This is a genomic window from Sphingobacterium bovisgrunnientis, assembly GCF_009829085.1.
GTDB classification, from domain to species: Bacteria; Bacteroidota; Bacteroidia; order Sphingobacteriales; family Sphingobacteriaceae; genus Sphingobacterium; species Sphingobacterium bovisgrunnientis.
Genome location: NZ_WUQY01000004.1, coordinates 1 through 19736 on the forward strand (window position 1 = coordinate 1; position 19736 = coordinate 19736).

The window sequence follows — 19736 nt, forward strand, 5'->3', positions numbered from 1 at the left end:
ACATTCTGAAAGAAGGATTAAAAATAATATCGTCAGGAACTGGCGATTACACGGGCGGAGACTCAAATAAGACTTTGGCAACAAAGCACAAGTCTGTGAAGCCCGAAGCCCATTTGTCTTTAGCAAATGGGTAGTTCACTTTAGTTATCTTTGAACGAATAATAGTGGTCTTGAATAACCTGAGCTACGAAAGCTTCTGGTTTATCAGTAGATTTCTTTTCAATCATTGTTTCCACCTTTTCCGCTAAAGCGATTATGATTTCGTAATTTTTTCGGCGATAGCCTGTATTATAAATGTCTTTTATTTCGTTGATCTCCTGATCTGAAATTTTATACACTTCGGGATAAACGATTTTGTGTTCTACAGTGAGTTCTTCGAATACCGTTTCTTTAAGATTTAAAGTTTCTTTCAAACTTATAACTGTCGTATCTGCAGCAATATCTCCCAACCGTTGGCCTTTCTGAGAAAGAATAATACTCGTTAATCCAACTCCACCCATGCTTAAAAATATATCCACAGCATTGGAAACCCAACGAATAAAATATTGGTAGAATGTGGCGCGTGTACCATCTATCTTCACCACCTTGAGTTTCATAATTTTCTTACCCAACGTTTGGCCATTTAATGTGGTTTCGCACGCCAAAGGGTAAAAAAATAGCGGTAGAAAAACCAATGAATATATTCCCCACAAAGACCAATTGTCTAATCCTTCGAGGAAATCGAATGTGCTGAAAAACACATAAACCATAAACGCGTAAAGCATCATAATACCGTAATCAATAGCAAAGGCTAGAATACGAGAACCAACAGGTGCTAATTTGTATTCAAAGTTTACGTTTTGTGGCGTATTTATTAACAGCTTATTCATATATTTGAGATAAAGTCAATTTAACTTAAATTATGCGAGAGGCGTCCTTTATAGAACGAAATAAAGAAAAATGGTTGTCAATTGAAAATAATTTACTCAATATTGTGCATGTTGATCCCGATATTTTGGCATCTAACTATATTGAACTGACCAACGACCTAGCGTACGCACAGACTTTTTATCCGCAAAGCAAAACCAAAGATTACCTCAATGAGCTTTCGATTCGTGCACATCAGCTTATTTATAAAGATCAGAAATCTTCCAGCAATAAGCTAGCACATTTTTTCACGTATGAAATTTTTGAATCTATTTGGAAGATCAGAAAGCCACTTATCTATTCTTTATTGATATTTCTGTTGGCAAATGTAATTGGGTTTATTTCGGCAGTGTATGAAGAGAGCTTTTTGAAGTTTATTATGGGTTCGCATTATGTCGATATGACGTTGGCGAATATTAAAGATGGAAATCCAGCGGGCGTATATCAGCAGGGGTCAAATTGGGGTGGGGCATTAGCAATAACTATAAATAATGTGAAGGTTGCATTTTTTGCATTTATATACGGAATTTTCTTCAGCTTGGGTACAGGCTATATTCTAATGCTCAACGGTATTATGGTCGGTACTTTCCATTATTTGTTTTACAAATATGATGTTTTGGGCGAAGCGATGACAGCAATTTGGATTCACGGCACCATTGAGCTATCCGTAATTGTCATTGCTGGAGGCTGTGGATTGGCAATGGGTAATAGCATACTTTTCCCTAAATCTTACACCCGATTAGAATCCTTCAAACGTGCAGTAAAACATGCTTCCAAAGTATTGATTAGCACGATTCCATTCTTTATCGTAGCAGGAACTTTAGAAGGTTATGTTACGCGCTATTATCAAGTTTCGATTTGGTTGTGCTTACTTGTTATAGTATTATCCGCAATTGCAATAGCATATGTCTATATTATAAAACCTAAACAAATGGCTGTAAAATACGCATGGGACAAATAGACTTCGAATTTAAGCGGGAGCGTAAGTTGGGGGAATTTGTACAGGATTTTATCAACTTATTGAAAGTAATCAATACACACCTTTTTGCTGTTTTATTTCGATTATTGATCATACCTATTTGTATGGTCATATTAATCGGCTATTATTTGACTACGCAGATGCGTATTAGTGCAAGTTTTACAAATGTGGATTATTTTAACGTTGGTGCTAGTGTGTTGAGCCTTGTATTGCTCATTATGCTAATTTCCTTGTTTGCATTTGGTTTTACGATTGAGTACTTTATATTATTACGCAATAAAAGGAAGTTAGATTTTGATTCCAAGGAATTGTGGACTCAATTTCGCAGCAATATTGCTTCTTACTTGAGATTTTTCTTTGCCATGTTGGTCGTGGGGGTATTGATCGCAGTTCCAGTGATTTTAGGTGTGTTATTGTCTGCATTTATTCCAATTGTTGGATCATTCGCATCGGGAATTATTTTTTCAATGGTTGGGCTTTGGTTTTTTACAGCATTTATGTTGTATCGCGAAGGTTATTATGATTTAATGGACTGTTTTGGTTCGGCTTTTTCATTATTGAAAAAGAAAATTTTCGAATACGGTCTAGCTTCATATATAGTTTCGTTTATATTTCAAGCTCTGTTGAGCATCATCACGATTATTCCTTTGGTTATCATTTTTGCGATAAGCTACAATGCAATAGGATTTTCTACGGAGTTCTTTGATTCGGAATGGGGGCGTACTATTGCCACATTTGGTGGTTTGGTAGTCGTATTATTGTTTATCGTGTATTATATGCTATCGGTAATTAGTTATGGAATTATTTATGAGACCGCAAAAGAATTAAGGTTTGGAGAGGATATTTTTGACCGCATTGAAAAATTAGGAGGAGATAAAAATGGGTAAATTTTGGTTTATACTTTTTATTCTCTTAGGCAATGCTATTTCTGCATTCGCAGTCCAAGATTCCACAGAAGTTTTGGAATCAATTGCTGAAGAAGTCGAAAAACCTGATCCCAAATACGAATACTGGCGGAAAGATTATTACAAAGACATCACAGTCGCAGATTCATTAATTTTCCCTGCCAATCAGGACTTTGAGAAAATGTTTGCTAAATACCAGAGCAGCGAATTTGAATATATTGAAAGCATTTCGGATAAGTTGAGTATGTGGGCAACGATAAAGAATTGGATCAACAAATTTTTCAGCGATCTATTTCCAGATATTAATGCGAGCCCAGGCGATTGGTTTTATAATATGTTGGGCATTGCTGGAGCAGCTTTTGTTATCTTTCTTTTGTACAAATTTTTCTTCTCGGGTAGACAGTTTATTTTGAATCGAAATGAAAATGAATATTCCGAAAAGGCGAAAATTAATTTTGTAGAGCGGAATTTGTTGGAGGTGGATCTCAACAAATATATTAAGGAAGCTGTAGCTTCGAATAATTATGCTTTAGCAATTCGATACCAACAATTATTAAACATTCAATTATTAGCTAAGAAAAATATAGTCTATTGGAATCAATCGAAGACCAATATGGAGTTGATGGATGAAATCACACAGTTGGACTTGCGATCAGACTTCAAAAAATGTACGGCATTGTTCGATTATGTATGGTTTGGTGATTTTACGATTTCAGCGTCCAAGTTTGAAGAGATAAGTCAACAGTTTCAAGAATTTCAAAGGAGGTGGGCATGAGCAAAAACACGTGGTTAGGCTTACTTTTATTGTTTGTTGTCTTCGTTGGAATTGCGTTGATTGATGCTGGCTCAAAGAAGCCAATTGATTGGCGAGAAAGTTATTTATTTAAGGATAAAATCCCCTTCGGAACTTATGTGTTTCGTGAAGAAATTCCACACATTTTATCTGAAGAAAGAACATTTACAAACTTCGGTGAATCGATTTATGAATTGATGATAAATCGAGATTCCACCGAAGAAGTGCATTCAGCGATAGTGGATATTAGCGAATTTCATAGTACGTATGACTACGATACCGAAGTGATTTTAGATTACGTCGAAAATGGGGGCGAGGTCTTTATGTCAGGTAAGTCCTTTTCGGATGAGTTCTTGGATACTTTGGGTTTGTACTTTGAGTTGTTGGATTATGCAAAATTTAGACCCACACCTAAATCAGTTTTTTATACATTAGGTGCCGATACCACTAAAGTTTTTCTCGATAAAGTAACCAATTTTCCTGCATTTACGAAGCTTAATCCGGATAATACCACTATCCTGGGGTATATAAATGCACGAGGTAGAGCCTTGCCGAATTTTATAAAAGTATCTCGAGGAAAAGGTGCGTTGTACTTACATCTGGTTCCAGCGTTTTTTGGTAATTACTACATGTTACAGGAAGAGAGTTACAATTATGTGTCTAAGGCAATCAATGTGGTAAAAAGCAAAGATATTTGGTTGTCGGATTATGGTTACAATTGGGAGCAACCGCGCACACCTCTTCGCGTAATATTAAAAAATCCTGGTTTTGCGCAGGCATGGTATTTATTACTAACAGGGTTAATATTGCTACTACTTTTCAAATCAAAACGGGAGCAGAGAGCTGTCCCTGTGCTTTTGCCCGAGCCCAATAAATCCAAAGAATTTGCACAAACTATCGGTAATTTGTATTACGAAAATGGAGCCCCCGGAAATATAATCCAAAAGAAGATCGAATACTTTTTATTTGATATACGGAACAATTATCAATTGGATACGTTGAACCTGCATGATGAGCGATTCATCAAGCAACTATCTTCCAAAGCCGGGATAGATATTCAAGAAACCAAGCAACTGTTGGAGTTGATTGATATGTATAGACACAAAAGCAATGCATCCATTCAAGATGTAAAGATTATAAACCAGAAAATTGAAGATTTTAAACAAAAAGCTAATTTCATATGATAGAGCAAGAAAATTTGGATCGATATAAACCTGATTTTGAAAACCGAATTGACTTAAGCACCTTGCAAGAAAAGCTTGAAGCTGTACGCGCTGAAGTTAAAAAGGTCATTATTGGACAAGATAAAGTAATCAACATGTTGTTGTTGTCTATTTTGTCCGGCGGTCACTCATTGATTGAGGGTTTGCCCGGAGTAGCAAAAACTTTGACCGCAAAACTGATTGCTAAATCTATTCGAAGTAACTTCAAGCGTATTCAATTTACACCTGATTTAATGCCTTCGGATGTCACGGGTTCGACTATTTTAGATCTTAAATCCAATGAGTTTGAATTTCGTAAAGGCCCTATTTTCGGAAATGTTATTCTGATCGATGAGATAAATCGCGCGCCAGCAAAGACACAATCTTCACTTTTTGAGTGTATGAGTGAATGTCAAGTGACGGTCGATGGACAAACGTATCCGATGGCAAATCCTTTTATCGTGTTGGCTACGCAAAATCCCATTGAGCACGAAGGAACTTACCGTTTGCCGGAAGCACAATTGGATCGTTTCCTTTTCAAAATTGATGTCAATTACCCAGATACTGACCAAGAATTGGAAATCTTAAGAGAGCATCACGAGCAAAAGGCGAAAAATAAGGAAGATTTGGTGCAAGAAGTAGTATCAATTGATGAGATTATACATTTTCAGCATTTGGTTAAGTTGGTGTTCGTGCATGAGGATATTTTACGCTACATTGCTCAAATTATTGCGCAGACACGCAGCAATCCATATTTGTCATTAGGTGCATCGCCGAGAGCGTCAATAGCGATTTTAGAAGCATCCAAGGCTTGTGCAACATTGCAAGGACGCGATTTTGTAACGCCAGAAGATGTGAAATATGTAGCTGATGCTATTTTATCGCACCGCATTCAGTTGACACCAGAAAAGGAAATGGAAGGCTTTACGCCAGCTTACATCGTCCAACAGATTGTTGAAAGTGTTGAAATACCGAGGTAATGAAATTTATACGTAGGTTATATATTACGAATACTTTTTTCTATGTGCTGCTTGTACTTGCTGCTTGCTATGCCGTGTCTTTCTACATAGAACCACTTCGTATTGTATCTACAGTCATGCTTTGGATTTGGATTGCATTGTGTGTTTGGGATATAATCATTTTGTTTTTAGGGAAACACAATGTGAAAATCACACGTAAGTATCCGGATAAGCTTTCCAATGGAGACGATAATCCTTTTGTGATAGGATTATCAAGTTCTTTTCCAATAAAAGTTAAGGCGCGTGTTTTGGAAGAATTGCCTGTTCAATTGCAAGTGCGCAGTAATGAAACAGAAGTTGAATTACTTCCACGGAAGGAACATCAATTTGAATATACGCTCCACCCCAAGAAACGTGGAGTCTTTGTTTTTGGAAAATGTAATGTTTTAGTACGTCATTTGGGTTTGTTCGAGCGGAAATTTGTGTTGGACGAGTCTCTCGAAATTCCATGCTATCCTTCTTTTATCCAAATGCGTAAATATCAGCTTCTAGCGACTACTGATCGTTTGGTCGAGATGGGGGTAAAGCGTATCCGTCGCATAGGCAGTACAATGGAGTTTGACCACATTCGTGAATACGTGAAGGGTGATGAATACAAACATATGAACTGGAAGGCATCAGCCAAGCACAAACGACTGATGGTGAATCAATATCAAGAGGAGAAATCACAGCCAATTTATTCGGTTATTGATATTGGTCGCGTAATGCGAATGCCTTTCAATGACATGACGCTATTGGATTATGCGATAAATTCTACATTGGTACTTTCCAATGCGGCTATTTTGAAGCAAGATAGAGCGGGGATGTTGACTTTTGGAAAAAAATGTGAGAATCATATTCCGCCCGAAAAGAACAATAAGCAGATGAAGCTTATTTCGGACAAACTATATGGCATTACAACAAATTTTGAAGAGTCCGAATTTGGAAATTTGTATGCATTTATGCGTCGACACGTCAACAAACGCTCGTTGATATTTCTATATAGTAATTTTGAAACTTTGGATGCGCTGAATCGACAATTATCGTACCTCCGGATGATGGCAAAAAGCCATATTATAGTAGCAGTTGTATTCAAAAATACGGAGTTGATTCAAATGGCGAAAGAGAACGCTAAATCATCCGTAGAAATATACAATAAAATTATTGCAGAGAAATTTGTCTACGAAAAAAGTCTAATCATTCAAGAGCTTAATCGAAATGGTATTCAAACAATTTATACTGCACCCGAGGATCTGAGTATAAAATCGATCAACAAGTACCTTGAAATAAAGGCTCGCGGATTGATATAAAAATAACAAAGGCGGAATTTTTAAATTCCGCCTTTAGTATTAAATATTGAATGCTTCTTTTATTTTATCGACGTAGTCTAATTTCTCCCAAGTGAATAATTCCACTTCAAGTGTTTTAGTTTCGCCATTTGTATTATCAAAAGTTTTCGTTACGGTTTTATTCGTTCTACCCATGTGACCATAAGCTGCGGTCTCTGAATAGATAGGATTACGTAAGCCCAAACGAGTTTCGATTCCGTAAGGCGTCATATCAAATAATTCAGTGATCTTTTGCGCTATTTCTCCATCCGTAGCATTTACTTTGCTTGTGCCATATGTATTTACATAAATACCCATTGGATCTTTTACACCAATAGCATAAGAGATTTGAACTAAAATTTCGTCAGCAACACCAGCCGCTACTAAATTTTTAGCAATATGACGTGTCGCATAAGCTGCTGAACGGTCTACTTTCGAAGGGTCTTTTCCAGAGAATGCTCCACCGCCGTGCGCGCCTTTGCCACCATAAGTGTCAACGATGATTTTTCGACCTGTCAAACCCGTATCTCCGTGAGGACCACCAATTACAAATTTGCCTGTAGGATTGATGTGGAATTTGATATTGTCTGTGAACAAAGCTTGCAACTCTGGTTTCAACTGCGCTTTTACACGAGGAATCAAAATATTTTTGATGTCTTCAGTGATTTTAACCAACATATTCGGCTCGGTATCAAAATCGTCGTGTTGTGTTGAGATTACGATTGTATCGATACGTTGCGGTTTGTGATCATCGCTATATTCAAGCGTTACTTGAGATTTTGCGTCAGGACGCAAATATGTGATTTCATTATTTTCACGTCTCAAATCAGCTAATTCATACAATAAACGGTGTGATAGGTCCAATGCCAATGGCATGTAGTTGTCGGTTTCGTTGCTCGCATAACCAAACATGATGCCTTGATCACCAGCACCTTGCTCTTGTTTGCTTTTACGGTCTACGCCTTGATTAATATCAGCAGATTGTTCATGGATGGCAGATAAAACACCACATGAATTTGCCTCAAACATATATTCAGACTTTGTATAGCCTATTTTTTCAATAACAGAACGCGTAATTTTTTGTACGTCAAGATAAATTTTGGATTTTACTTCACCAGCTAATACAACTTGTCCTGTCGTAACTAAAGTTTCTATTGCTACACGCGAATCTTCGTCCCAAGCTAAGAAATTGTCGATTAATGCATCAGAAATTTGATCGGCAATTTTGTCAGGATGACCTTCAGATACAGATTCGGATGTAAATAAGTATGCCATAGTTTAATTTTTTTAAAACATTAAAAAGTGGAGGTGCTATCGAAAAGATAGAAGTGGGAAAAACGTAATATTAGAATGGTTTTTAGCACTTTTTTTTCGTGGTTGCAATCTCCGTTTTTACTTAAGATTTGTAAAATGCAAATCAGTCCACATTTATATTGGTTGCAAAGTTACAACTCTTTTATTACTATCACAATAAATGCGCTTGATTATATTAATTTTTATAGCTAGTGAATTTGGTTTATATTTACTCCGGTTGATATTAGTTTATGCAAGAACAGAAGAAGATACTTTTCGTTATTAATCCTATATCGGGAGGCAAGAAAAAGACTGCTTTTAATAAAAAAGTCTTAGAGGCGTTGGATATGCAAAAGTTTAAGCCAACTTTCCAACAAACGACCAAACCAAATCATGCATTTGAATTGGGCAAAATGGCAATTGAGGAAGGATATGACGCAGTAGTAGCAGTTGGAGGTGATGGCACTATTAATGAGTTAGGTTCCGCACTCGCGGGATCAGATATTCCTATGGGGATTATTCCTGAAGGATCAGGTAATGGATTAGCCCTGTATTTGGGTATTCCGATGAACGAGACAGCCGCAATCAAAAGATTAAATCGTTTCGAAACAGTAGAAGTTGATTGTGGTGTTATCAATGATAAGCCATTCTTTAATATTGCCGGTCTAGGATTTGATGCATCGGTTTCTGATCGCTTTGCGAATGATTCTATACGTGGTCCTATAGGTTATTTGAAATCAGCTATTAATGTGATTAGCAATTATAAACCTTGCAAATATGAACTGGCTATTGATGGACAGGTGTATGAACGTGAGGCATTTATGATTTCTGTGGCTAACTCTCCACAATATGGTAATAATGCATACATTGCGCCAAATGCCTCTGTTAATGATGGTTTATTGGATGTCTGTATTGTGCACAAATTTCCCCTTTATATTTTGCCTATGATGGTTTTTCACCTATTTAATAGGTCAGCGGATCAATCTGAATACGTAGAAATCATTCCAGGTAAAGACATCGTCATCAAACGGAAGGAAGATGGGCCAATTCATGTCGACGGAGAACCTATTACTTTGGTAGGGGACTTGGAAATCAAAGTTAGGCAAAACGCATTAAAAATTATTTGTTAAGGAAGATACAGATGGCAAAGCAGAAAAAGCAAAGATTTGAAGGGGTAGTTTACTCCACAGACTCGAATTTTGATTATGAATCTGAGGAAGAGGAAATCACAGAAACGCTTCCTCCTAGGCAACAAAAGCTAAAAGTATTGTTGGATAAAAAAGCTAGAAAAGGTAAAGTAGTTACAATTATCGATGGTTTTGTCGGACAAGATGAAGATTTGCAAAATTTAGCTAAAACCTTAAAACAGAAGTGTGGCGTAGGTGGAAGTGCCAAAGATGGAGAAATATTGATACAAGGAGATTTCAAGCAGAAGATATTTGAGCTTTTGAAAAGTCTTGACTATCAAGTAAAACTTGTAGGCGGTTAGATAATAATATCTTCTTTAAATCGTTTATATAAAGATTGTTAAGATATGCTATCGATTGATAAACGCATTTTTTGTATTTTTCTAAGTGAGTGTTTGGTTACTTATTTTTTGTTGTTAACCATTTATTAATTTGGATATGCAAAAAAAAATGGTTTTTATTGCATAATATTCTGTAGATGGGTTGACGATTATTTTCTGCGTAAGAATAGGATTACCGCGCTGACCGTTCTTATCATAACTCATAAAAAGAATACAAAAAAACAATTTGAAAAAAATTTGAATTTTATATCAAAATAGTATATTTGTTTTGACTAGCGTCAAAATGATGTCAATAATTTTGCATTATTTCAATAGAATTAAACATAATAATTAAACAACAGTAAAAATCTAAAAATTAGTAAAAATGGCAAACGCACCAAAAACTACTAGCCCAGCAAAACAAGAAAGTGGCAATTCAGGTAATTTATTTGCGAGTTTAGCAATCGTTATTTGTTTCATTATTGGATACCTTGTATGGCAATTTGTGATGGGTAATCCTTCAAACTTTATTGATGGCGATCCTGCAAATCAACCTTTACCAGGCAACTACGCGGGTATGGTTTACCATGCTGGTGTTGTCGTACCTATCCTACTTGGATTATTCTTAATGGTGTTTGTTTTCTCAATCGAGCGTTTCATCGTTATCGGTAAAGCATCTGGCACAGGCAACGTAGGTAACTTCGTAAGAAAAGTACAATCATTATTAAAAACTGGTAACATTGATTCAGCTATCGCTGAGTGTGACAAACAAAAAGGTTCTGTAGCGAACGTAATCAAAGCTGGTTTATTAAAATACAAAGATGTTGAAGCTAATCCAGGCTTAGATGCTGAAAAATCAGCGTTAGCAATTCAAAAAGAAATCGAAGAAACTACAGCATTAGAAATGCCAATGTTAGAGAAAAACTTAAACGTATTAGCTACATTAGTTTCTATCGGTACATTAACAGGTCTATTAGGTACAGTAACAGGTATGATCAAGGCCTTCTCGGCATTAGCAACAGGTGGTGCGCCAGATTCAGCTAAATTAGCGAATGGTATCTCTGAGGCCCTAATTAATACAGCTACAGGTATTGCATGTTCTACTTTTGCAATTGTATTCTACAATATCTTGACTGCTAAAATTGACAAATTAACTTATTCTATCGACGAGGCTGGTTTCTCAATCGTACAAACATACGCTGCAAACCACAAATAAGATGTGCTAAAAATATTTCAACTTTTTTTATGGAAAGTGAAATAGTAAAGCATCATTAGATAAAGAATAGAGTTGTTAATATATTAATAGGTAAAGAAATGGGTAAAGCAAAAGTAAAAAGAGCCAGTACATCCATCGACATGACGGCGATGTGTGACGTGTCTTTCTTGCTTCTTACATTCTTCGTTCTTACAGCAACTGCTAGAACTCCTGAAACCTTGACGGTTGATACGGCACCCTCATATTCACAAGCAAAATTGCCAGATGGTAATTTAGCAGTTATTACAGTAGGAGATGAAGGTAAAGTGTTCTTCAGTATGAGTGATCCTAATGTACGTGTTCAGACATTGCAACAAATGGCTAGCATCTACGGGATGGAGTTCTCACCAGAAGAGTACGGTAAGTTCAAAAATCTTGAGGATTTTGGTGTAAACATGAAAACAATGAAGACATTGTTGGCAGCAGATCAATCAGCAAGAACGGCAGATAGACAAAGCGGAATCCCTGTAGACTCAACACAAAACCTTTCGAATGAATTGTTTTCATGGGTTAAACAGGCTCGTATAGCTTCAGCTAAGATTCTAAAGGACAAGGCAATTGAAGATGGTAAAGATCCTGATGATATTGAATTGTTAACAGTAGCAATTAAGTCTGATGCAAATGAGAAATTTCCAAGTTTGAATTTGATAATTGAGACATTACGTAATCAGAAACAAAATAAGTTCAGTTTCGTTACTGGCCTTAAAGCTGATTAATAATAATATTTAAATGGCAGAATTAAATCAAGACTCCGGTAAAAAGGGTAAAGGTGGAAAAGTAAGAGCCAAGAAAAATGGTGGTAAGGTCGATCTTACAGCCATGGTGGATTTGGCCTTCTTATTGATTACATTCTTTATGTTAACTACATCCTTGAATAAGCCACAAGCTATGGACGTAGCGATGCCAGATAAAAACCCAGAAACAGATGTAAATACGGATGTTGATGTGGATGAGCATCGTAGTGTAACCCTAGTATTAGGGTCTGACGACAAGTTGGTATGGTATCAAGGGGATGTTAAAAAACCTCTTCAGGGTCCTACAGTAATTGATTATAATGCAGAAGACGGTCTTCGTAGCGTATTAATGAGAATGCAAAAGCTTGTTCCGCAACAAGCTGGAGGTAAAGACATTATCGTTGTTATCCGTCCGAGCGAAAAATCAGTTACACGCAACATTATTGATGCGTTGGATGAAATGAAGATTGTAGATATAAAACGTTACATGATATCTAACCGTATCATGAGCGAAGAAATTGAGCTATTGAAAAAAGAAAACTTATATAACGATTAATTTGTTATATAGATTCTCATAAACTAATAACAATATGTTTGAAAAATTAAATATATTTAAAAGTGAGTGGCTTGATGTTGTCTTCGAGAACAGGAACAAAGCTTACGGTGCTTATGAGCTACGTAAGTTAGGTCCAAAAGCAACAAACACTGCATTAGCAATTGTTGTTGCTGTGGTAACAGTATTCAGTTTGCCTAAAGCTTTAAATTTAGATCTATTTTCAGGTGATGATGGACCTAAAGAAGAAGTGGCATTTACAGAAGAAGTTACACTAGAGGATTTGGCTGAACAACTTCCGCCGGAAGAAGAGAAGCCAGTTGTTCAAGAAGAAGCACCAAAGATTGCAGAATCTAAGCCCGCTCTAGACGTTGTAGCTCTTCCTGAGATTAAGCCTGTTCCTAAGGAAAAGGCTGTGACAGAAGAGGTAGCAACGGTAGAAGAAGCTACAGATAAGAAAAAACTTATCGGTCCAGTAGCTATGAAAGGTATGAAGGGTGGTAGTATCACGACTGAAGGTAAATGGGGTACAAAAGATGTAGCGGGAGCTGCAACTGGTAGTACTAAAGGTGTTGAAGGTGGTACAGGTACTGGAGAAGAAATTTTCCAATCTGTTGAGATTCAACCAGAACCGCCAGGTGGATTGAATGCTTTCCGTAAATGGATCGGAGACAACTACCAATATCCACAATCAGCTATCGATGCAGGTGTGAAAGGAACTGTACAGGTTACTTTCGTTGTAGAAAAAGATGGTTCTTTGACAGATATTAAAGTCGCTCGTGATTTATCATACGGTACAGGTCAAGCTGCGATCAATGTATTGAAGAAAGCTAAAAAATGGAGCCCAGGTATTCAGAATGGTCGACCAGTACGTGTAGCTTATTCGTTACCAATTCGTTTGGACTTAACAAATATGTAATGAGTGAAAATTCAGAAATGAATACGAACAAATTTAGACAGAAATCGCCAACAAAGCGATTTCTGTCTATTTTAGGCCTATGCATGTTTTTGTTTTATTTCATAATAGGCTTATTGATAATCTTTTGGAAAGATTTTCCGATTGAAATCGATAAAACATACAAGAATATGTTTGGAATATTACTTATTGTATATTCTTTCATGCGCTTTGCGCGCCTATGGCAAAATAATTTTATACGTTAAATAATGTTAAGGATTAATCTTTTTAATCTGTATTAAATCATATTGGTAATGAATTTGTTCTATAAAATTATATATGTATTTTCAGCTTTTCTTTTCCTTATCTCTTGTGTAGAGAATAAAGAAAAGAAGAACAAAACGGATGATATATTATCTGGTGAAATTGCAGTTTTGGTAGATGAATCATTGATGCCAATAGCTGTAGAACAAAAAGAGGTCTTTGAAAGTTCTTATTATAACGCGAAAATCAACTTGATAGGTAAACCTGAGGTTCAAGCTGTAAATGATTTAATAAAAGGTGAAAGTGGGATGTTGATCTTATCTAGAGAATTGACGGAGGAAGAAAAGAAATCATTTGATCAGCGCTCAATTACCCCGAGGATTTATCCATTTGCATATGACGCTGTAGTGCTGGTTGGTAGTTCAGACATTGATTCAACTATTGCAACGCAAGATATTATTGATTTAATGGCTGGCCGAAACACAACAGGTAAAAAGTTGGTAATTGATAATCCAAATTCAAGTTTGGTTCGTTATTTTAGAGAATTGGGCAAATTGGATAAAATCGCAAATAACTATTTAGAAGTAAAAGGTAATGCAACAGAGATTTTGAACACTGTCGCTGCTAATGATAAGAAAATCGGATTATTGAGTTTTAATCAGTATTTATCTTTGCAAAGATCTTTCACGGAAAAAGATAAAATTCGTATCTTGAGCGTGCTAAATGACACTTTGGAGACTCCTAAATATGTGAAACCTTCACAGGCTTCATTATCAACTGGAGAATATCCATTACGTAGAGAAGTGAAGGTGTTGAATTATCAACCAAATATGGGTTTGGGAATGGGTTTTTCGGCATTTGTAACTGGAGATAGAGGACAGCGAATTGTTTTGAAATCAGGATTGCTTCCTGCGAAGATGCCAGGACGTGAAATTATTATAAGAGATAATATTAATTAGTAAATAACTAAGAAACATAAATAGAATGATGACAAAAAGTAAATTGTTTTTGAGTTTATTAGCAGCAGGCGCTTTAGCAAGCACTGCTAGTGCTCAAAGTTTAAAAGATGCGCAAGCAGCGATTGATGCAGAGCAATACGATAAAGCTAAAGGTATCTTACAAAATTTAGTTGCGAAAAAACCTAAAGATGGTCTTAATCACTTCTACTTAGGTCAGGTATACTTGGTTAATGATAAGTTAGATTCAGCAGCGTTAGCATTTAATAATGGATTAACAAATGCTCCAAAAGAAGCGTTAAATAATGTTGGTTTAGGTATTGTTGATTTACAAAAAAATAACGTATCTGCTGCAGAACAAAAGTTTACACAAGCAACTTCTGCATTGGGTAAAAAAGATTATTTACCACTATATTACATTGGTAAAGCTTACGTAGATGCACCTAAGCCTGATTATGCTAAGGCTGTAGATTATTTATCTCAAGCTAAAGCTAAAAATGCTAAGGATGCATTAATCCCAGTGTCGTTAGGAGATGCATATTTAGGATTAGGCGAAAATAGTCAATCATATATCAGCTACCGTGATGCATTGAATATCAATCCAAATTTAGTAAAAGCTAAAGTACAACAAGCGTTAATTACTCGTCGTGCATTTGCATTCGATGCAGCTTTAGAATCATATAATTCGATTGCAGCAGAATACCCAACGTATGGTCCTGTTTATCGTGAGATTGCGGAGACCGAATTGCAAATTGCCAAACGTTTACCAGATAATACGGATGAAGAAAAGGCAGCATACGAGGCGCAAGTTGCTAAAGCTGTAGATAGCTATAAAAAATATTTGGAAGTTACAGGTGATAAATCATCAGATGCTTTAGTTCGTTATGCAGATTTCTTGGTATTTGGTCAAAAATATGATGAGTTAAAAACCGTAGCTCTTCAGTTGGAAAATGTACCAGGTGTTGATGCTAAAGTATACCGTTATTTGGGATTGATCTCTATCAACCAAGATAAAGATGCAGCTAAAGCGGTAGGTTATTTCGATAAATTATTTGCTAACGCTGAAGAAAGCCGCTTAATTGCTATTGATTATTTGTTCGGTGGTTTTGCAAATATTGAAGCTGGTGATAAAGCTAAAGGTCTTCAGTATTTAGGAAAAGCTTTAGAATTGGATAAAGAATTAATTAATGAGGTTGATGGTTACGGTAGAAATGCGTTTAATGCATCAAACTTTGAAGCTGCTGCAGCAATCTTCAATGTGCCTGCATCTCAAAAGGGAGAGCCTTGGTATTACGAAGCTAATTACTTAGTAGGTGATGCTAACTTCCGTGCAGGTAATAAGAAGAAAGAAGCTGGAGAAGATGCAACTAAAGAATTCAATGATGCAATCAAGGGTTTAGATGTGGTAATTAATTCTACAGATTCAGCAGCTGCTGAGTATAAAGTTCCTGCATTATACATTAAAGGATACAGTAACTATAATTTAGATGTAATCGATCCAGAGCAACCAGAATTGCACAAAGGTTTATATTTAGAATCGTTTAATCAGTTAGCTAAAGTTCTTACAGATAAGCAAGCTGCTGGTGAGCAATTGACTGAAGATGATGTTGTTAAGTTAACTGATGTTTACAACGTAATCGGATATTACTATATCTTAAAAGAAGATTATAAACAAGCAGGTGATTTATTTAAGAAAGCGATTGCGCTATCTCCAAATGATGAAGTTGCGACACAATATTTAGAAGCGTTGAAAGACGTATTGTAAGATTTTTAATATTTTCTTTTAAAAGGGCAAACTGAATTCAGTTTGCCCTTTTATTTTTTAATAAAAGTTCTATATTTGTTTCATACAACTAAGAACTAAACTTTTATTATGGAAAATTTGCAAGGTCAGAATCTGCCTGTTGATTATTTGCCGATACTAATTCAATTAATTGTTGCTGCAGGTTTTGGGATCACAACAATTATTGGTACTCACCTAATAGGTCCAAAAGTCCGTACAGAAAACAAACTAACTGCTTTTGAATCTGGAGTAGAAGTTGTAGGTAACGCAAGACAACCCTTTTCTATTAAATATTTCCTTGTTGCTATATTGTTTGTAATTTTCGACGTTGAGGTAATCTTCATGTATCCTTGGGCTGTGAATTTTAGGGAATTTGGATTTCAAGGTTTAATCGAGATGTTTATTTTCATGGGTATGCTGCTGTTAGGCTTCATCTATGTAATTAAGAAAAAAGCACTTAATTGGGATTAAGAAAGATTCTAAATAACATTCCTTTATTCAATTTAAGGAATAAAAATATTAAATTGAGAACTGTATAAACCGAGGAAAGAATAACTGTATTATGAGCAAGATCACCTTAGCGGAGGCGCCTCCAGGAGTGGAAGGAGCCGGATTTTTTGCCACTACTTTAGATAAAGCGATTGGATTAGCTCGAGCAAATTCCTTATGGCCATTACCCTTTGCCACTTCTTGTTGTGGGATTGAGTTTATGGCGACAATGGGTTCGACATATGATTTAGCACGATTTGGTGCCGAGCGACCAAGTTTTTCGCCTCGTCAAGCGGATATGCTTTTGGTGATGGGGACTATAGCGAAAAAAATGGCTCCAGTATTGAAGCAAGTGTATCTGCAAATGGCAGAGCCTCGTTGGGTTATTGCGGTAGGAGCCTGTGCTTCTAGTGGTGGAATTTTTGATACATATTCGGTGTTGCAGGGGATAGATGAAATAATTCCTGTAGATGTATATGTGCCGGGATGCCCACCGAGACCAGAAGCGATCCTAGATGGTGTGTTAAAATTGCAAGACATCGTTAAAAACGAGTCGTTGAACAGAAGAAATACCCCTGAATACAAGGCATTGTTGGAAAAATATGGAATAGTAACAGACAATGGATAGATTAACCAACCAATATATAGTAGAAAATTTAAGTGAGAAGTTTGGTGAAACAGTGGAAATCATTGGTGAGCCGCATGGACTTTTGACTATTTCTACATCTGCAGAATCTATTATTGAAGTGCTTTCTTATTTAAAAAATGAGGAATCATTTAGATTCAATTATCTGACAGATATTACAGCTGTGCATTATCCTAATCAGGCGAAGCCTTTTGCTGTGGTTTATCATCTTCATAATCTTTTTCAAAATTTTCGAATTCGTATAAAGGTGTTTTTGGAAGGAAAAAAACCTACTATTCCAACTGCAACGACATTATGGAATGGTGCTAATTGGATGGAAAGGGAGACATATGATTTCTATGGAATAATATTCGAAGGTCATCCAGATTTACGTCGAATACTTAACATGGATGAATTGGAAGTATTTCCGATGCGCAAAGAATACCCATTAGAAGATCCGAATAAAGTGGATAAGAAAGATTTTTATTTTGGCCGATAACTTGAATTTACGTAGATGAGCAATCCGATTACCAAAATATCACCGAATAAACCTGTTTTTGAGGATAACGATCCACAAGACGAATTAATCACCCTAAATATAGGTCCTACGCATCCTGCTACACATGGTGTATTCCAAAATGTTGTTCAAATTGATGGGGAGCGTATTGTCAGTGGAGTTTCAACAATAGGTTATATTCATCGGGCTTTTGAAAAGATAGCCGAGCGCCGTCCTTTTTATCAAATTACGCCATTAACCGACCGTCTTAATTATTGCTCTTCTCCTATTAATAATATGGGTTGGCATATGACCGTAGAAAAGCTTTTGGACATAGAAATTCCTAAGCGAGTACAATATATGCGTGTGATTGTGATGGAATTGGCGCGTATAGCTGATCATATTATTTGCAATGGTATTTTGGGGGTGGATACAGGTGCATTTTCAGGATTCTTGTATGTCATGCAGGAGCGTGAATTTATCTACGAGATTTATGAAGAAATCTGTGGCGCACGTTTGACGACAAATATTGGTCGAATTGGTGGTTTCGAAAGAGACTTTAATGACGTTGCCTTTAAGAAAATAGAAGAGTTCTTGGAAAGATTTCCTCCTGTATTGAGTGAGTTTGAGGAATTATTTGTTCGAAATAGAATATTTATAGAACGAACTGCTTGTGTAGCCGCTGTTACTGCTGAAGAGGCTTTAGATTACAGTTGGTCTGGTCCGATTCTAAGAGCTACGGGTGTTGATTATGATGTGCGTATCGTGTCCCCATATTGCTCCTATGATGAATTTGACTTTGAAGTTCCGGTAGGAACGAACGGAGACGTGTATGATCGTTTTATGGTTCGTAACGCTGAGATGCGCGAGTCTTTAAAGATAATCAGACAAGCATTAGACAAGATAGCGAAAGAACCAGCTGGTATATTCCACGCGGATGTTCCAGAGTTTTATCTTCCACCTAAAGAACAAGTCTACAATAATATGGAGGCACTTATTTACCATTTCAAGATTGTAATGGGTGAATGGGAGACTCCGAAATCTGAAGTTTATCATTCGGTAGAAGGTGCTAACGGTGAGTTGGGATTTTATTTAATCCATGATGGCGGTCGTACGCCATATAGACTTCACTTTAGAAGACCTTCATTTATCAATTATCAAATGTTTGCGCCGATGAGTGCAGGTATGTTGATTTCGGATGCAATTTTAAACATGAGTAGTTTAAACATAATAGCTGGAGAATTAGATGCTTAGTGTACAAGAAAACCTTCCTGTAGAATTTTCTACCTCACTTTTAGCCAAGTTTGAGGAGGTGGTGAGTCGTTATCCTGCAGGTAAGCAGAAGTCTGCATTGCTGCCAATACTACATTTAGTGCAAGCTGAATATGGCTGGCTAAGTACTGATGCAATGGACAAAGTTGCTGCTTTTTTGCAGATTCAGCCTATTGAAGTATATGAAGTCGCCACTTTTTATACCATGTATTTTTTAAAGCCCCAAGGAAAGTTTGCGTTAGAAGTATGTCGAACAGGACCTTGTTGCTTGGTTGGAGCAGAAAAAATCATGGATCACATCGAGCAACGTTTGGGTGTGAAAGAAGGGGAAGTAACAGCAGATGGATTGTTTTCATGGCGTGGTGTTGAATGTTTGGCTGCTTGTGGTTATGGTCCAGTATTACAGATTGGTCCAGAATATACTTTTTATGAGAATTTAACGGAAGATAGTGTCGATAAATTGATTGATACTTTACGTAATAAAGCTAAAGAGGCATAATCAT

General features: G+C 36.4%; 21 protein-coding genes. 19 read left to right on the forward strand and 2 right to left on the reverse strand.

Annotated features, from left to right (window positions below; all coding sequences use genetic code 11):
* Window positions 1–140: 140 nt before the first annotated feature.
* On the reverse strand, window positions 141–869 hold the full coding sequence (locus tag GOQ16_RS03285) for an RDD family protein (RefSeq protein ID WP_160067878.1): 729 nt from the start codon (window positions 867–869) through the stop codon (window positions 141–143).
* 32 nt (window positions 870–901) lie between these two features.
* Here GOQ16_RS03285 and GOQ16_RS03290 point away from each other — a divergent pair, with 32 nt between their 5' ends.
* From GOQ16_RS03290 to GOQ16_RS03315, 6 genes are read left to right on the forward strand one after another with little or no spacing between them, the layout of a single operon-like run.
* On the forward strand, window positions 902–1867 hold the full coding sequence (locus tag GOQ16_RS03290; protein WP_149914810.1) for a stage II sporulation protein M: 966 nt from the start codon (window positions 902–904) through the stop codon (window positions 1865–1867).
* Window positions 1855–2772, forward strand: a complete 918-nt coding sequence (locus GOQ16_RS03295; RefSeq protein WP_160067880.1) for an ABC transporter permease — start codon at window positions 1855–1857, stop codon at window positions 2770–2772. The genes GOQ16_RS03290 and GOQ16_RS03295 overlap by 13 nt, the downstream gene beginning before the upstream one ends.
* Entirely contained in the window at window positions 2765–3565 is an 801-nt protein-coding gene (locus GOQ16_RS03300; RefSeq protein ID WP_160067882.1) for a hypothetical protein, read from the forward strand. The genes GOQ16_RS03295 and GOQ16_RS03300 overlap by 8 nt, the downstream gene beginning before the upstream one ends.
* Window positions 3562–4767 carry a DUF4350 domain-containing protein gene (locus GOQ16_RS03305; RefSeq protein WP_160067884.1) on the forward strand — a complete coding sequence of 402 codons (1206 nt, stop codon included), beginning with the start codon at window positions 3562–3564 and terminating at the stop codon, window positions 4765–4767. The genes GOQ16_RS03300 and GOQ16_RS03305 overlap by 4 nt, the downstream gene beginning before the upstream one ends.
* A complete protein-coding gene (locus tag GOQ16_RS03310; protein ID WP_160067886.1) occupies window positions 4764–5765 on the forward strand; it encodes an AAA family ATPase in 1002 nt (333 codons plus the stop codon). The genes GOQ16_RS03305 and GOQ16_RS03310 overlap by 4 nt, the downstream gene beginning before the upstream one ends.
* Entirely contained in the window at window positions 5765–7093 is a 1329-nt protein-coding gene (locus GOQ16_RS03315) for a DUF58 domain-containing protein (RefSeq protein ID WP_160067888.1), read from the forward strand. The genes GOQ16_RS03310 and GOQ16_RS03315 overlap by 1 nt, the downstream gene beginning before the upstream one ends.
* A 39-nt stretch (window positions 7094–7132) precedes the next feature.
* Here the strand turns inward: GOQ16_RS03315 and metK are convergent, their stop codons facing one another.
* Window positions 7133–8386 (reverse strand): methionine adenosyltransferase, encoded by a 1254-nt coding sequence (gene metK / locus GOQ16_RS03320; RefSeq protein ID WP_160067890.1) that lies wholly within the window; start codon window positions 8384–8386, stop codon window positions 7133–7135.
* A gap of 269 nt (window positions 8387–8655) precedes the next feature.
* On the opposite strand from metK, the gene GOQ16_RS03325 reads away from it, so the two are divergent.
* The 13 genes from GOQ16_RS03325 (at window position 8656) to GOQ16_RS03385 (ending at window position 19732) form a co-directional block, all read left to right on the forward strand.
* Window positions 8656–9534: a diacylglycerol/lipid kinase family protein gene (locus GOQ16_RS03325; RefSeq protein WP_160067892.1), complete on the forward strand. Its 879-nt coding sequence runs from the start codon at window positions 8656–8658 to the stop codon at window positions 9532–9534.
* 11 nt (window positions 9535–9545) lie between these two features.
* Window positions 9546–9893 carry a translation initiation factor gene (locus GOQ16_RS03330; protein ID WP_160067894.1) on the forward strand — a complete coding sequence of 116 codons (348 nt, stop codon included), beginning with the start codon at window positions 9546–9548 and terminating at the stop codon, window positions 9891–9893.
* Between the two features lie 403 nt (window positions 9894–10296).
* A complete protein-coding gene (locus GOQ16_RS03335) occupies window positions 10297–11127 on the forward strand; it encodes a MotA/TolQ/ExbB proton channel family protein (protein WP_149914801.1) in 831 nt (276 codons plus the stop codon).
* Window positions 11128–11225: 98 nt separating this feature from the next.
* Entirely contained in the window at window positions 11226–11882 is a 657-nt protein-coding gene (locus GOQ16_RS03340) for an ExbD/TolR family protein (protein ID WP_149914800.1), read from the forward strand.
* Window positions 11883–11895: 13 nt separating this feature from the next.
* Window positions 11896–12456 (forward strand): ExbD/TolR family protein, encoded by a 561-nt coding sequence (locus GOQ16_RS03345; RefSeq protein ID WP_149914799.1) that lies wholly within the window; start codon window positions 11896–11898, stop codon window positions 12454–12456.
* Between the two features lie 34 nt (window positions 12457–12490).
* The gene (locus GOQ16_RS03350; RefSeq protein ID WP_160067896.1) at window positions 12491–13372 is read left to right on the forward strand and encodes an energy transducer TonB; all 882 of its coding nucleotides are present in this window, start codon (window positions 12491–12493) and stop codon (window positions 13370–13372) included.
* Window positions 13373–13662: 290 nt separating this feature from the next.
* Complete coding sequence (locus GOQ16_RS03355; protein ID WP_160067898.1) at window positions 13663–14571, forward strand: PstS family phosphate ABC transporter substrate-binding protein; 909 nt, start codon at window positions 13663–13665, stop codon at window positions 14569–14571.
* Between the two features lie 25 nt (window positions 14572–14596).
* The gene (locus tag GOQ16_RS03360; RefSeq protein WP_240140953.1) at window positions 14597–16333 is read left to right on the forward strand and encodes a tetratricopeptide repeat protein; all 1737 of its coding nucleotides are present in this window, start codon (window positions 14597–14599) and stop codon (window positions 16331–16333) included.
* A gap of 108 nt (window positions 16334–16441) precedes the next feature.
* Entirely contained in the window at window positions 16442–16822 is a 381-nt protein-coding gene (locus GOQ16_RS03365) for an NADH-quinone oxidoreductase subunit A (protein WP_160067900.1), read from the forward strand.
* A gap of 91 nt (window positions 16823–16913) precedes the next feature.
* Entirely contained in the window at window positions 16914–17468 is a 555-nt protein-coding gene (locus GOQ16_RS03370) for an NADH-quinone oxidoreductase subunit B (protein WP_149914795.1), read from the forward strand.
* A complete protein-coding gene (locus GOQ16_RS03375) occupies window positions 17461–17964 on the forward strand; it encodes an NADH-quinone oxidoreductase subunit C (protein WP_160067902.1) in 504 nt (167 codons plus the stop codon). Before GOQ16_RS03370 ends, GOQ16_RS03375 begins: the two co-directional genes overlap by 8 nt.
* A gap of 15 nt (window positions 17965–17979) precedes the next feature.
* The gene (locus GOQ16_RS03380; protein ID WP_192922502.1) at window positions 17980–19215 is read left to right on the forward strand and encodes an NADH-quinone oxidoreductase subunit D; all 1236 of its coding nucleotides are present in this window, start codon (window positions 17980–17982) and stop codon (window positions 19213–19215) included.
* Window positions 19208–19732 (forward strand): NADH-quinone oxidoreductase subunit NuoE family protein, encoded by a 525-nt coding sequence (locus tag GOQ16_RS03385; protein WP_160067904.1) that lies wholly within the window; start codon window positions 19208–19210, stop codon window positions 19730–19732. The genes GOQ16_RS03380 and GOQ16_RS03385 overlap by 8 nt, the downstream gene beginning before the upstream one ends.
* Window positions 19733–19736 lie beyond the last annotated feature (4 nt).